Origin of the sequence: Robertmurraya sp. FSL R5-0851 (assembly GCF_038002965.1) — a bacterium.
GTDB classification, from domain to species: domain Bacteria; phylum Bacillota; class Bacilli; order Bacillales; family Cytobacillaceae; genus Robertmurraya_A; species Robertmurraya_A beringensis.
Genome location: NZ_JBBOOE010000001.1, coordinates 1,954,156 through 1,968,830, shown reverse-complemented (window position 1 = coordinate 1,968,830; position 14,675 = coordinate 1,954,156). Strand labels below are relative to the sequence as shown.

The following is a 14,675-nucleotide window of genomic DNA, read 5'->3' as shown; positions in this document are numbered from 1 at the left end:
GCTGACCCGAGATAATCGAGTCAGCTTTTTTCTTCTATTGATTTTTCTTTCTCTTTTTATTATTTTGCTTTTGCATTTCCGTTAACGGTTCGTTTGAAAACTCCTCATTATAACCTGCGCCAGCTCCTTGAGCGCTAGCCGCGTTCGTGGTTGGGATTACATGGTTTGCCTTTCTTTTTGCCATTTCTATCACCTCCACTGATATTTTCACCAAAATGATATGGATCATACCGATAAAGCTTTCAAAACTCCTAGAGTAAAAATAAGGACAGTATTTTTCCACCATAGCTTTACCTCAAGCCTCTTTAGTTCGAATCATAAGTACCACAAACATTTACTCATGATTTCAATGATACTAAACAAGGCAATAGAAAATAACATAAGCACAACTTATCAAAAACAATAACTTTCTTGTTATTTACTTATGTAAAAGGTTGTATTAAGATAATATTGAAAGAAAAGTCTGAAGAAAATTCATTTTATTCACTTTTCTACTATCAATCTATTGGTATATGAACATTGTAATGGGGGTAATTCATATGTCTAATCAAGATGTATTCCAATCCCGTAAGTCCTTTGAAATCGACGGGAAGCGCTATCACTACTATCATTTAGGAGCTTTAGAAGAAGCAGGAATTGGGAAAGTTTCTAACCTGCCATATTCTATTAAAGTATTGCTAGAGTCAGTACTTCGTCAGTATGATGGCCGTGTTATTACAAAAGAGCATGTTGAAAACTTAGCAAAATGGGGAACAAGTGAAGTGAAAGAAGTAGATGTACCTTTCAAGCCTTCACGTGTTATTCTTCAAGATTTCACTGGAGTACCAGCAGTTGTTGACTTAGCTTCATTAAGAAAAGCAATGGCTGATTTAGGTGGAGATCCAAACAAGATTAACCCTGAAAAACCAGTTGACCTAGTAATTGACCACTCTGTACAGGTTGATAAATACGGAACAGCTGATGCACTTCAAGCAAATATGGATCTTGAATTTGAACGAAACACTGAGCGTTATCAGTTCCTTAGCTGGGCTCAAAAAGCATTTGATAACTACCGTGCAGTTCCACCTGCTACAGGTATCGTTCACCAAGTAAACCTTGAGTTTTTAGCAGGAGTAGTTTTAACAAACGAAAATGCCGATGGTGAAGTTGAAGCGTTCCCAGACACATTAGTAGGAACAGATTCACACACGACGATGATCAACGGTATTGGTGTTCTTGGATGGGGTGTAGGTGGTATTGAAGCAGAAGCAGGAATGCTTGGTCAACCTTCATACTTCCCAGTTCCTGAAGTAGTTGGAGTTAAATTAATTGGAGAACTTCCAAACGGTGCAACAGCTACAGACCTTGCCTTAAAAGTAACACAAGTTCTTCGTAAGCAAGGCGTAGTTAACAAGTTCGTTGAATTCTTTGGACCAGGTGTGGTGTCACTACCATTAGCTGACCGTGCAACGGTTGCTAATATGGCTCCTGAGTACGGCGCAACTTGTGGTTTCTTCCCAGTTGATGGAGAAGCACTAGAATATATGCGTTTAACTGGACGTTCTGAAGAGCAAATCAAGCTTGTTGAAACATATTGCCAAGCAAACGGTTTATTCTTCGATCCAGAATTAAATCCTGTTTATACAGATGTGGTTGAAATTAATCTTGCTGACATTGAAGCGAACCTTTCTGGTCCAAAGCGTCCACAAGACTTAATTCCACTATCTCAAATGAAAAAAGAATTCAATGAAGCGATTACTGCTCCTCAAGGCAACCAAGGTTTCGGTTTAACAGAGTCTGAAAAAGACAAAGAAGTTACCGTTACTTTTGACAATGGCGATACGACTGTAATGAAGACGGGCGCTGTAGCAATCGCTGCGATAACAAGCTGTACAAATACTTCTAACCCATACGTATTAGTAGGGGCTGGCTTAGTGGCGAAAAAAGCTGTTGAACTTGGTATGGAAGTACCTAAATTCGTTAAAACATCTTTAGCACCTGGATCAAAGGTTGTAACAGGTTATCTTTCAGATTCTGGCTTACTTCCTTATCTTGATCAATTAGGCTTCAATCTAGTAGGGTACGGATGTACAACATGTATCGGTAACTCAGGACCCCTTAAGGATGAAATTGAAAAAGCAGTGGCAGAAAATGACCTGCTAATTACATCTGTTCTTTCTGGTAACCGTAACTTTGAAGGACGTATTCATCCACTAGTAAAAGGTAACTACTTAGCATCACCACCACTAGTTGTTGCTTATGCACTTGCTGGTACAGTAGATATCGATCTTCAAAACGAGGCAATTGGAAAAGATCGTAACGGAAACGATGTATTCTTTAAGGACATTTGGCCAACTACTGCAGAAGTAAATGAAGTAGTAAAGCAAACCGTTACACCTGAACTATTCAGAAGAGAATATGAAAATGTATTTGATGATAACGCTCGTTGGAATGAAATCCAAACTAGCAATGACTCTTTATATACGTTTGATAATACTTCAACATATATCCAAAACCCACCGTTCTTCGAAGGCTTAAAGCCAGATCCAGAAGAAGTAAAACCTCTAGCTGGATTAAAAGTAGTAGCGAAGTTCGGAGATTCAGTTACAACTGACCATATTTCTCCTGCTGGTGCTATTGGTAAAAACACACCTGCTGGAAAATACCTACTTGAAAACGGAGTAGAAATTCGTGATTTCAACTCTTACGGATCTCGTCGTGGTAACCACGAAGTAATGATGCGCGGAACATTCGCAAACATCCGTATCCGTAACCAAGTGGCTCCTGGTACAGAAGGTGGATTTACAACTTACTGGCCAACTGGCGAAGTAACATCTATCTATGATGCATGTATGAAGTATAAGCAAGATGGAACAGGCCTAATTGTTCTAGCAGGTAAGGACTATGGAATGGGTTCTTCACGTGACTGGGCAGCAAAAGGTACAAACCTTCTTGGAATCAAAACGGTTTTAGCTGAGAGCTTTGAGCGTATTCACCGTTCAAACCTTGTATTAATGGGTGTTCTTCCACTTCAATTCAAGGATGGAGAAAACGCTGATACACTTGGCCTAACTGGTAAAGAAACAATTGACGTTCAAGTGGACGAAAACGTAAGACCACGTGACCTATTAAAGGTTACGGCTACTGCTGAAGACGGAAGCAAGAAAGAATTCGAAGTTCTTGTTCGTTTCGACTCAGAAGTAGAAATTGATTACTACCGTCACGGTGGAATCCTTCCAATGGTTCTTCGTGATAAGCTACAAAACTAATACAAAAGACCGTACAGCCGTTTAGTGGCTGTACGGTTTTTTTATAAAAAATGTTTGCTCAAATACAGAATATTGTTAAAATATAATAGCAACCAATTACAACATTATGAGGAGCAAAAGATGACTACTAACTTTATTCAATCCGTTACTTTTGACGACCAAGGTCGTTTGCATATCTTAGATCAAACGAAACTTCCACATATTACTGAATTTATTGAAATTGAATCCGTCGAAGATACATGGGATGCCATTAAACAACTAAAGGTAAGAGGAGCACCGGCGATCGGAATTGCAGCCGCATACGGACTGGTATTAGCCGTAAAAGATGCACCGGAAGACAGCTTTGATTCTTTTTATCAAGTGTTTAAAAAGCATTTAGATTATTTAGCTTCATCTAGACCAACAGCAGTCAATCTATTCTGGGCATTAAATCGTTTGGACGAGCTTGTCAAACAACAGCAAACTCAACCAATTAGCGAGATCAAAGCATCTTTAATAAAAGAAGCACATGAAATCCGTAATGAAGACGAAGAACTATGTCGTGCGATTGGAGAGCATGCCTTAACCCTTCTTGAAGATGGAATGACCGTTCTTACACATTGTAACGCAGGAGGAATTGCGACAGCGAAATATGGTACTGCCCTTGCACCTATCTACTTAGCTAAGGAAAAAGGGATGGATATTAAAGTTTTCGCAGATGAAACAAGACCGCTTCTTCAAGGAGCACGCTTAACTACTTGGGAATTAATGCAGGCTGGAGTAGATGTAACCTTGATTGCTGACAATATGGCAGCGATGGTCATGAAAAAGGGAATGGTACAAGCAGTTATTGTTGGTTGCGACCGTGTCGCAGCAAATGGTGATGCCGCTAATAAAATAGGAACATATGGAGTGGCTTTGTTAGCAAAAGCTCACAATATTCCTTTTTATGTCGCAGCACCAACACCAACCATTGACATAGATACACCAACAGGAGAAGATATTCCGATTGAAGAACGCGGTTCAGAAGAAATCACTCAAGCATTCGGGATTGAAACAGCTCCTCAAGGCGTGAATGTATTTAATCCAGCATTTGACGTAACACCACATGACCTCATCACGGCAATTATTACCGAAAAAGGCGTCATTAAAGGTAATTACAGTGAGGAATTAAAGAAATTATTTATTTAGATTGCATAAAGAGAGCCCTGTAGCTCTCTTTTTTTATACTAGTCAGGGTATAATAGTAGAAAAAAGAAGCAAGGAGTTACTCATGGAGACAATGGTTTTTGGTCCGCTAATTATCCCGTTTAAATGGCTATATTTCTTATTAGCGGGTATAACAACATACATTACAGTAAAGATTATTTTAAAAGAGAACAAGGCTTTCTTTAAGATGTTTTTCGATGAAATAATCAATGCTTTATTTTTATGGTTTCTCATTTTTAAATTTAGCACCGTCCTATTTCGACCATCCATTCTATTTGAAAGGCCGATAGAAATTCTATATTTTACAGGCGGTTCGAAAGGACTTTTATTGGGGACTTTTATAGCTGTGATTTTTTTTATTAGAAAGGTTCATAAAAACAAGTGGAGTATCTCTTTCACGCTTCGGACGGCAGTTTATACTCTACTTACATTCGTCATTTCGTATTGGATCATCCACACATTTTTTGTTATATTTCTACATCAATAATCAACATGGAGGGACAACATGCTTAAAAAAGTAACATTTACGCTCTTCCTATTTTCGTTAATGACCATTGCTCTTACTCATACGATGGCGGAAGCAGCCCCTGACAATCTCCCAGGTTTACGGGTAGGGGAGAAAGCTCCCGAATTCGAACTAAAGACCCTTGACGGAAAAACGGTAAAGTTATCGGATTATCGTGGGAAAAAAGTGATTCTCAACTTTTGGGCAACCTGGTGTCCTCCATGCAAAGCGGAAATGCCTGATATTCAAAAGTACTACAATGAAGCTGATGACAACGTTGAGATATTAGCAGTTAATATCGACCCTCAATACGATGTGAAGAAGTTTGTACGCGATGCCAATGTTACATTTCCTGTTTTATTAGACAGTAAGGATGAAGTAAATACCCTATACAAAATTCTCACGATCCCGACTACTTATTTTATCGATGGAGAAGGAATCATACGTAGCAAGCATTTAAGTGTCATGACAACCGAGATTATTCGCGAGCATATCAAAAACATGTAATCTGCCTTTATGAGGCAGATTTTATTTTGCAAAGGCTTGCACTTTATTAAATTTTCAAAAAGTTGTAATAATTTCATGCAATACCGGGCATAATGACTGTTATAATAGTGATAAGGATGGTGAATACGACATGAGAAAACCAAGAAAACGCTCTTTTGAGGAGCTAGTAGCTGAAAACAAACTTCAGTTATTACGCGATCAAGAGGCCTTAGATAAAATTGAAGCAAAGCTTGAGGAAAAGAGACTTGGTAAAGCGGAATAAGGGAAGGATTCCCTTACATGTTTCTCTTTAAAAATGCTGATACTTTTTAAAGAGGAGGGATAGTGATGGGAAATCCAAAAAGAAATTCCAAACCTTTTGTTCCAAGTCACCTCGGAACTCAACCACGTGGGTTCAGTGGCAATAATGGTAAAAAAATGAATGATACATCAGGCAAACATGCCCAAGTCATTCAAACCAAGGGTGAATGACCCAGTCATTCAAACCAAAGATGTATAATCTATGACAAACCCGTCGAAAAGACGGGTTTTATTTTTTGCTAAAAAAGTACAAGAAAACACCATTCGTTTCCTCTTTTATTTCTGATTCAAAAAGGCAACCTATCTTTGTACCGCACTAATATGAATGAAGGAGGAATTGACCATGGTCAAAAACAAGCCAAATCCTGATGACAGAAGCGATAATGTCGAAAACATTCAATCAATAATTGTTCACACAATAGAGAATATGCGAGAAGCTGAAGCAGCTATAGAACATAGCAATTCCAAAGATGCGGCTGAGATTGAAGCAAAGAACGAAAGACGAAGAGAAGCACTTGATGCGTTGCGTTCAGAAGTAAAAGAAGAAGCACAAGCTAGTCAAAATGGATATACTGAATAAGTAGTACAAAGGGGCTGTATTCGCAGCCTCTTTCTTCATGCCTTGAGATAAATATGGTACTATAGAAAAAAATAAAGATAAAAAAGAAGTGATATTATGGAACAACAACTAGAAATACATACCCTAACACCTGAAGTAATCGACGCATGGGAAACTGAACTCCGCGAAACCGGATCTATAGAAGATGAGACAAAGATCATTCATGCCATTCATTCGCTTCATGAACAGAACGATGCCCATTTACTTTCCAAACTACTCTCGATCGCATCCCTATCAAGATCCGCCAAACATGGGAAAGAGAATCACCTGAGCTTTTTATGGATGACCAAAGCATATGAGCTCAATCCAATGAACCAAAGAGCGAGCGAATTTCTTGCACATTTTGAGTGGAAGAAGAAAAAGTCGATCCTCGATTCTCTGAAGTTTCCGGCCATGCGTGAGACAGATAATCGCGCTGCAAAAAAGAAGGTGGCTGTAGATATTATCGCCATTTGCCAACGCTTTTTATCCACAAGTGATGAACATATCGACGAGCTGGAATCTGGCTATCAACTAGCTTACCGGAACCAAACTGGAGAAATAGTGAGTATTTATCGAAACTTGATTGATACGCTTGTTGAAGTACAAGAGGTTATCGGCATGATGTTAAAGGCAGCCGAAGAATACGATGAATCCATATCTGGAGTGTTTCATACAGCCGTTCATTTCCAAGACTTAAAGGGATCACTAGAGGAACTCGATCGCTTAAAACAAACATGGGAACAATTATTTGCCGAAGAAGAGACCGTACCGAAATCACAGCACTCCCTTGATACCCTTCATGAAATGATTGGGATGAATAAGGTGAAAGAACGCATTTCACAGTTATATGAATTTTTAAAATACCAAAAGGAAAGAAAAAAACAGGGATATCAGTCAAAGGATGAACAAAGTCTTCACATGATTATCACAGGAAATCCTGGTACGGGTAAAACCACCCTCGTTCGACTGCTAGCAAAAATTTACCACGAGCTAGGCATCCTTCCACGAGAAGAGGTCATCGAGACGGATCGGACACGACTCGTTGGAGCGTTTGTTGGTCAAACGGAAGAGAATGTACGCCAAGCCGTCGAGCAGGCTATTGGTGGTGTTCTGTTTATCGATGAGGCATATAGCTTAAAAAGGGAAGGCCAGACCGGAAATGATTACGGACAAGTAGCTGTTGATACTTTGGTTTCCTTAATGACTGGAAAGGAATACGGTGGGAAATTCGCAGTTGTACTTGCAGGCTATCCAGAGGAAATGAGGCAATTCCTCGATTCAAATACAGGATTAAAAAGTAGATTTCCTCGGTCCAACCATATACACCTAGATAACTATTCAACGGAAGAACTATTAATGATTGCTGAAAAATTTGCGCAAGATAACGATTATTTGCTCACGTCTGATGCGAGAAAAGAGTTGGAGCACCGCATTGATATGGAAAGGGTCGATGACACGTTTGGAAATGCGAGAACCGTTCAAACACTCGTGCTCGATGCGATTTTTAGAAAAGGATCGAAGAAACAGTCCGAAAGATCTGTCTTGGATTTCACCGTATTAGATAAAGACGATTTTGCCACTAGCACCGAACAGAACGAAAAGAAGGCAGAGGAGCTTTTAGCATTACTCGTCGGATTAGGTCATGTGAAAGATGAAGTGGAGAAGCTCGTTTCGTTTGTAAAAGTTCAAAAACTGAGATTACAAAGTGGCTTACCCATCTTGCCTGTTCAATTGCACTCTGTATTTACAGGAAATCCTGGAACGGGAAAGACAACGGTAGCAAAGGTTTTTTCCAGAGCATTAAAGGAAATTGGTTACTTAAAGCGGGGCCACTTAATTGTCACAAGTAGAGCAGACTTTGTAGCGGGATATGTTGGACAAACAGCCGCCAAAACAAAAAAGAAAATACGCGAGGCGCTTGGAGGGGTATTATTTATTGACGAAGCGTATTCCTTACTTAGTAAATCACCAGGAGATTTTGGGAAGGAAGCGATTGATACTCTCGTTGATGAGATGACGAAGCACAATGAAAACTTAGTTGTTATTCTAGCTGGTTATCCCAATGAAATGAAACAGCTTCTCGAAAGCAACCCAGGCTTACAATCTCGTTTTAAAAAATTTTTTCATTTCCATGATTATCAGGTAGAGGAGCTTATCGAAATCATGGTCTCTTACGCAACAAGCTATCATTATACCCTTGAAGGGGAAGCCTTATCTTTCTTAAAAGAGGAACTTGGTGGATTGTCTGTGAGCGGAAATGGGAGATTTGCAACAAATGTTATTGACGAAGCCATTCAAGTTCAAGCATTACGTATTTCAAAAGAGAACGACTCTGATCTTTCACTTTTAACTAAAGACGATCTTAGAATGGCTTTGCACAAAGTAGGAAAAGGGGAATCTTAATGCTAGTAGGAAAAAAAGAAATAGAGGTACGCTATGCGGAAACGGATCAAATGGGAGTTGTTTACCATGCGAATTACCTTGTTTGGATGGAGCTAGGTCGAACAAGTATCATTGAAGATCTAGGTTTTAAATATGCTGATATGGAGAAAGAAGGCGTAATATCTCCTGTAATTGATATTCAAGCATCGTATAAAAAACCAGTAAGATACGGGGAAAAGGCTATGGTCCATACGTGGATTGAAGAGTACGACGGGTTCCGTGTAACGTATGGCTATGAAATTTTCACAGAAAGTGGAGATACAGCTCTAAAAGGAATGTCCCAGCATGTTTGTGTAATGCAAGACACATTCCGCCCGATTTCCATCAGAAAGAAATTTCCGATTTGGCATGAGGCTTACGAAAAACATAAAAAGCAGCCAGTTGCAACCGAGTAAGAAGGAGAGAACCGATGGCTTTTGGCATTAAAAGAGAAGAATTACGAGCTTGGAAAAAGAAAATTGATCGTGGTGAAATTGCCTTTCTCACCCATTACTGGTTGGACGATCGCTTTCCCGATTGCACTACTGTAACAAAGGTTGGCTGTCGTGATCTTGATCAGTTAGCCAAATGGGGCGAAACCTATAATTTAAAACGAGAGTGGATTCATTATCGAGAAAATGGCTATTCGCACTTTGATTTATTAGGTGAACATCAAAAAAGAGTGCTGCTACATGAGAAAGAAGCAGCAACGAAATTATTGAAAAAATAAAGCTGATCCGCTTTGGATCAGCTTTTTACTCGTATCGAAAGACTGGCTCATTTACTTGTTCGTTAAAATCAACGAATAAATCCTTACCATCAAAATACCATAAATCTTTTTCTTCAATATAGTAATGAATATCATCCTTGACCACTTCAAATCCAATTTGATGCGGTGTTTCAGACGATACTCCTAATGAAAATCCTTGCTGTACCGTACTACAGCCACCATAGCGTGCAAAGAAGCGTACATAATCGCCCTTATTTAACAGCATTTCTTCTTTATACCAAGCCGCAGCAAGATCATTTACAATTATATTCATAATGAAAAACTCCTTCCGTATATCGAGTATTATAATGCAAAAAGGACGAAATTGCTAAAAACAAGCTCGATAAAAGTACATTTCAACTGTGCTTTTCTTTATGTTAGCAGCTAATTTTGATTGAGGGGTATGCTACATTGGACGTTTGGATAGGATGGGAGGGGAAAGAAAAGCAGTGTCCGTAAATAGACACCGCTTATTCATTTAAGATTATTTGTCATATGTGTCAGTATTTCATTGTACTTGCTTTCGGCGTTACTCATTCCAAAATTGCCAGCATTCTGCAATGGGACCACCCGATAATTTTGTAGTCTTTGATTTGATACATATGTTGGAAAGAAACCAGGCTCAGAAAGACGAATTGATGTTCCATCTGAATTTATTTGCTTGGTCACTCGTATAGAAGCCATACCGCCTATGTCTTTATAATCTCTCATTTGTCCAGATAGAAAATTCCCTAACGAATAGACCACTAGAGCTTGTCTTCCATCAGAAGCCTTCAACCATTCCATCGGTTGGAGTACATGGGGATGATGACCAAAGATAATATCTACTCCTTCATCTACAAGAAATTGAGCAAGTTCTTCCTGTTCTTCGGTAGGAAAACGTTGATATTCATTACCCCAGTGAATGCTCATGACAGTAATATCAGCGGCTTCACGTGCGCGGTGGATTTCACTTTTCATGGCTTCCTTATCAATTAAGTTGACTAAATAGTCCTTACCTTCAGGAATCGGCATCCCGTTCGTTCCATATGTGTACGACAGATAGGCGACCTTAATTCCGTTCTTTTCCATCATGGTTAACGTTTGCTGATCCTCGGCACTTGAATATGTTCCAACACTTGGAACTCCAAGTTGATCTAAATTGGTTAGAGAAGTAAGTAGCCCTTTTTCACGTTTATCTAAAGAGTGATTATTTGCTGTGGAGACAATGTCTACTCCTGCATCTTTTATAGCGCTTCCAATTTCTATAGGACTATTAAACATCGGATAGCTAGAAATACCCAACTCAACTCCACCAAGTATCGTTTCCTGATTAGCTAACAAAATATCCGGTTGAGATAGTGTTGCTGCAACTTGCTCAAACATGGGGTGAAAATCATATCCATTGCCAGTCTGAGCATCCTCATACACCCAATCATGAATCAGAATATCTCCAATGGCACCAAGTGTGATCGTTTGTTCATAAGTCTTCGATTCAACCCCAAGTGCACGAGGGGACACATTTTTTTCATTATGTACAACGGGACTCGCATTGGCACTTTCATACATGTTCATAAATAAGAATAAAGACGCGGTGATTAAAGAACCTGAAAGAGCGGCTCCAACCCACATATTGTTTTTCCGCTTTTTCTTTCTAACTTTCCTCATAATAACACCTACTACATACAGTTTATTGGCAATCCATGTACTTTTTCGCTAAGATGGGTATCATAAAGTTGTCTTTTCTTCATTATGTCATAAATGCGTTACAATATGCGACAATTTTCTTGTTAGAGAGGAGCAAAAAATGTTAAAACTTACCCCATCAGCGTATCAAATTTTGCTATCTGCTGTTGAAAAAGAGAAGAAAACAGAAGAGGAAGTACTGTACGTTCGATTAACCATGGGAATAGGCTGAGGAGGTCCACAGTTAAAGCTTTCTCTGGAAGAGAAGCCATTACAGGAGGATCAAGTAATACCTTTTCACGACCTTCATATCGTTATCCATAATCATGATATGGTCTATTTTGAGAACACCAAACTTGACTACCAAACCGATGTACTTGGTAAAGGACGTTTTCAAGTAATCAAGTTATAAAAAAGAGGTGAACCTCTTGGTTTACCTCTTACACCGCTTTTTTAATCAAATATTTAAGCTTTCCTACAACCTCTTTTGTTTTCGTTGATAAAGGAGGTTGATTGATTAATAGAATCAATTGAATAATCACAAGAATTAAAGGGGACTTTTTATAAGCCAAATACTTCGGTTCCCAACTTGAAGTGAATTTGCCTTTAAACTCTTGAAGACCCTTAAATTTATATAAAGTATTACCATGCAAAAAGATAAAACGAATCCATTTTTCAGAAGTAATCGAGTATTTAGTTTGTCCTACATTGGCAAGCGGGGCCATACCTAAGCTGCAGTACTGATATCCATGTTCTTTAACCCATTGAAAGATATGAATAAAAAGTACATCCATTGTCCCGTATGAGGAACTAGTCGATTTTCTCATTAAATCAATCGTTACTGTGTCTTTATAATCTGTTGCTAATGTAGCAAAAGCGACCACTCGACCTTCCGCATTCGTTAATAAAGCAACCGGATATGAAGAAACATATTCCTCACTGAAGGAGACAACCGAAAATCCTTTTTCCTTTTGGTCTCCTAACCACTCTTCAGAAATGGCACGAAGCTCTGCAAGGAATGAATGCGAATAGGGAGGAGTGATGACTCGAAAATGAAAGTTTTCTCTTGTAAACTTATTAAACTTTGTACGAAGTTTCGCTCCTTGTTTTCCAGCAAGAGAGAAGTTTGTCACATCCACAATACCTTCTTCGCCAAGCTTCATAAAGGAAAAACCAGTTTCGTGAAAATAGTGCATGTATTTAGCACTGATTTGATAAAAAACAGGAGTTAAACGTAGTTCATCACAGTATTCATGAAATTCTTTTATTGCATCCACTATATAAGTTTCATCACCGATGGGATCACCTAATACAACCAATTTATTCGCAATTTTTTTATAAGCAATTAACACCTTTTCATCTACAGCCCAAAACAACTCTTTATCGCGCAACAAAATTAAGTGAGAAGCATGATTTCCTCCGTTTTTTTCTAAGAAGGAAAGTACTCGCTCATCCTTATGCTCTGTTTTACTAAGAGAGAACATGTTATTCGTCATATCGTTCGTTCCTCCTGATAAAATTCACCTCCATAAAGATACCATATTCCACTTTGTTAGAGTGATAAAATTTTTACCAAACCATAAAAAACTGGATTTAAATAAATAGGACTGTCATAATTGAGTAATACTTAACTTTCTATGGATCAAAAATTAAAATATAAGACAGGATGAGAGAATGAAAAAGAATTTATATAACAGCGGAGAAGAAGTAAGCATAAAAGTGTCTGGTGAGTCTGTCGTCATCTCTAAATGTCAATATGTTAAAAATATGAAGAGGTATTCGTACATTGTTGAGGAATACCCAAATACCTTTTTCTTTGAAGATGAGTTAATCAAAGAGACCTAACACAAATAAAAGAAAGGCCCGATGAAAGCAGCTACACAAGCTCTTGTCGGGCCTTTCTTTTCTATATTTATTTAGGGGTTATCTATGACAATTAGTCTACATCTGTTGGAATAGGCAGAGCAATTTGAAAAGTGGTTCCTACGTTTTTTTGGCTCTCAACGGTGATTAAGCCATTATGCTTTTCAATCAGCTTTTTGCAAATCGATAATCCCAAGCCTGTACCATAAGATTTTTCGGTATAAAAGGGGGTAAACAGTCGCGCAAGGGTCGCTTGATCCATCCCAGAACCGTTATCTTTTACAACCACATGTATTCTGTTTTCTAGAACATTGGTTTCTAAAGTAATTTTTCGGACTCGGGCATCCTGGACCTCTATTAGTGATTCAACCGCATTTTTCACTAAATTGACGAGCACTTGTTTGAATTCATTACGACAAACATCTACCTTAAGAAGATCGGGATCGAATTGAGTATGAAATTGAATTCTATATACATTTGCTTCTCTTTCAAAAAGCAATTTCATTTCCTCTAATAACCTGTTCACACACACAAGCTTTTGCTGAGGAGAACTGGCTATATTTGAATTAGCATATGCGGTAAGTAACTCATCCGCACGGTTGATTTCACTTATGGCGAGATCCGCATATTGTTCTTTTTCTATCATCACCAAGTATGGTTTTAATAATTGCAGCAAACCTTTCACGGTTGTCAGAGGATTCTTCACTTCATGAACCATTTCAGCAACCATTGTTTCACACTTTTTCATCTCGTCCGTCATTTCTCTTATCTCCCATCTAGCGTAATTTCTACTCCATCTATATGGTGAATTTCATCGTAATATGTATGTTTTTCATTAAAAAAGTCAAAACCTGCAAAATTTTAGTCAAAAAAAAGACCCTTTGTCGGGTCTTACATCCATTTAATCTTTGGTTCTGTTTTATTGATAATTCGCTTGATATTCGCTCGATGTCGATAAATAACAAATAAAGAAAGTAATGAAACGACGATAATTAACAGTGGTTCCTTTGCAATCACTGCATAAATCACTGCTACAATGGATGCAATAATTGAAGAAAGTGATACGAACTTCGTTATGTATAAGCTAAGCAAGAATACAACGACCATCACCAGAAACATCACTGGAGCACATGCTAAAAGAACTCCACCTGACGTAGCCACCGCTTTTCCACCCTTAAAATTAGCGAACACAGGATACATATGCCCAACAACCGCAATCATCCCCGCTATTAAAGGATCAATTTGACCATCCACTCCGAACATAATCGGAAGGGCCGAGGCAAGTGTACCTTTTAAGATATCCGCAGCGGTAACAATCATCCCTGCTTTTTTCCCTAAAGTACGAAACGTATTGGTTCCACCTAAATTTCCACTTCCATGCTCACGGATATCAATACCGTAAAATGCTTTTCCAACAATTAACCCTGAGGGGATGGAACCAAGCAGGTAAGAAACAATAATTATTAATGCAATTTCCATCATACAAAGACTCCTTCACACTTCATATACCGTCTTATTATTGTACCATGTATCGCTTAAAAAACCATGTCCAATTGGTTTTTTCCATTATATTCTCGTAACTTTTTTGTTATTCAATCGTCATATTTA

Annotated in this window: 16 protein-coding genes; 10 read left to right on the top strand and 6 right to left on the bottom strand. The window is 38.5% G+C overall.

Features of this window, described 5'->3' with window-relative positions; all coding sequences use genetic code 11:
• Positions 1 to 34: 34 nt before the first annotated feature.
• The gene (sspO, locus tag MKX65_RS09985) at positions 35 to 184 is read right to left on the bottom strand and encodes a small acid-soluble spore protein O (protein ID WP_160545992.1); all 150 of its coding nucleotides are present in this window, start codon (positions 182 to 184) and stop codon (positions 35 to 37) included.
• A gap of 355 nt (positions 185 to 539) precedes the next feature.
• Here sspO and acnA point away from each other — a divergent pair, with 355 nt between their 5' ends.
• The 9 genes from acnA (at position 540) to MKX65_RS09940 (ending at position 9,500) form a co-directional block, all read left to right on the top strand.
• Complete coding sequence (gene acnA, locus MKX65_RS09980) at positions 540 to 3,248, top strand: aconitate hydratase AcnA (protein WP_160545991.1); 2,709 nt, start codon at positions 540 to 542, stop codon at positions 3,246 to 3,248.
• Positions 3,249 to 3,368: 120 nt separating this feature from the next.
• Positions 3,369 to 4,418, top strand: a complete 1,050-nt coding sequence (mtnA, locus tag MKX65_RS09975; protein WP_160545990.1) for an S-methyl-5-thioribose-1-phosphate isomerase — start codon at positions 3,369 to 3,371, stop codon at positions 4,416 to 4,418.
• A 523-nt stretch (positions 4,419 to 4,941) separates the two neighbouring features.
• Positions 4,942 to 5,448: a redoxin domain-containing protein gene (locus tag MKX65_RS09970; protein ID WP_160545989.1), complete on the top strand. Its 507-nt coding sequence runs from the start codon at positions 4,942 to 4,944 to the stop codon at positions 5,446 to 5,448.
• Positions 5,449 to 5,578: 130 nt separating this feature from the next.
• Positions 5,579 to 5,710 (top strand): FbpB family small basic protein, encoded by a 132-nt coding sequence (locus MKX65_RS09965; protein ID WP_119708492.1) that lies wholly within the window; start codon positions 5,579 to 5,581, stop codon positions 5,708 to 5,710.
• Between the two features lie 65 nt (positions 5,711 to 5,775).
• Positions 5,776 to 5,919 carry an acid-soluble spore protein N gene (locus tag MKX65_RS09960; RefSeq protein WP_119708493.1) on the top strand — a complete coding sequence of 48 codons (144 nt, stop codon included), beginning with the start codon at positions 5,776 to 5,778 and terminating at the stop codon, positions 5,917 to 5,919.
• 172 nt (positions 5,920 to 6,091) lie between these two features.
• On the top strand, positions 6,092 to 6,328 hold the full coding sequence (gene tlp / locus MKX65_RS09955; protein ID WP_160545988.1) for a small acid-soluble spore protein Tlp: 237 nt from the start codon (positions 6,092 to 6,094) through the stop codon (positions 6,326 to 6,328).
• 96 nt (positions 6,329 to 6,424) lie between these two features.
• Positions 6,425 to 8,752, top strand: coding sequence for an AAA family ATPase (locus tag MKX65_RS09950; RefSeq protein WP_340903471.1), 2,328 nt, complete (start codon positions 6,425 to 6,427; stop codon positions 8,750 to 8,752).
• On the top strand, positions 8,752 to 9,186 hold the full coding sequence (locus MKX65_RS09945; protein ID WP_160545986.1) for a YbgC/FadM family acyl-CoA thioesterase: 435 nt from the start codon (positions 8,752 to 8,754) through the stop codon (positions 9,184 to 9,186). Before MKX65_RS09950 ends, MKX65_RS09945 begins: the two co-directional genes overlap by 1 nt.
• A gap of 14 nt (positions 9,187 to 9,200) precedes the next feature.
• Complete coding sequence (locus MKX65_RS09940) at positions 9,201 to 9,500, top strand: hypothetical protein (RefSeq protein ID WP_340903467.1); 300 nt, start codon at positions 9,201 to 9,203, stop codon at positions 9,498 to 9,500.
• Between the two features lie 25 nt (positions 9,501 to 9,525).
• Here MKX65_RS09940 and MKX65_RS09935 read toward each other — a convergent pair whose 3' ends face one another.
• From MKX65_RS09935 to MKX65_RS09925, 3 genes are all read right to left on the bottom strand, one after another.
• The gene (locus tag MKX65_RS09935; RefSeq protein ID WP_160549972.1) at positions 9,526 to 9,813 is read right to left on the bottom strand and encodes a HesB/YadR/YfhF family protein; all 288 of its coding nucleotides are present in this window, start codon (positions 9,811 to 9,813) and stop codon (positions 9,526 to 9,528) included.
• A 200-nt stretch (positions 9,814 to 10,013) separates the two neighbouring features.
• On the bottom strand, positions 10,014 to 11,186 hold the full coding sequence (locus MKX65_RS09930; RefSeq protein WP_340903464.1) for a CapA family protein: 1,173 nt from the start codon (positions 11,184 to 11,186) through the stop codon (positions 10,014 to 10,016).
• A gap of 458 nt (positions 11,187 to 11,644) precedes the next feature.
• Positions 11,645 to 12,700, bottom strand: a complete 1,056-nt coding sequence (locus tag MKX65_RS09925; protein ID WP_160548824.1) for a phosphatidylglycerol lysyltransferase domain-containing protein — start codon at positions 12,698 to 12,700, stop codon at positions 11,645 to 11,647.
• Positions 12,701 to 12,878: 178 nt separating this feature from the next.
• On the opposite strand from MKX65_RS09925, the gene MKX65_RS09920 reads away from it, so the two are divergent.
• Positions 12,879 to 13,049, top strand: a complete 171-nt coding sequence (locus MKX65_RS09920) for a hypothetical protein (protein ID WP_340903460.1) — start codon at positions 12,879 to 12,881, stop codon at positions 13,047 to 13,049.
• Between the two features lie 91 nt (positions 13,050 to 13,140).
• Here MKX65_RS09920 and MKX65_RS09915 read toward each other — a convergent pair whose 3' ends face one another.
• Both MKX65_RS09915 and plsY read right to left on the bottom strand, forming a co-directional pair.
• Positions 13,141 to 13,827, bottom strand: a complete 687-nt coding sequence (locus MKX65_RS09915) for an ATP-binding protein (RefSeq protein ID WP_160548825.1) — start codon at positions 13,825 to 13,827, stop codon at positions 13,141 to 13,143.
• 131 nt (positions 13,828 to 13,958) lie between these two features.
• Positions 13,959 to 14,546 (bottom strand): glycerol-3-phosphate 1-O-acyltransferase PlsY, encoded by a 588-nt coding sequence (gene plsY, locus MKX65_RS09910; RefSeq protein ID WP_160548841.1) that lies wholly within the window; start codon positions 14,544 to 14,546, stop codon positions 13,959 to 13,961.
• Positions 14,547 to 14,675 lie beyond the last annotated feature (129 nt).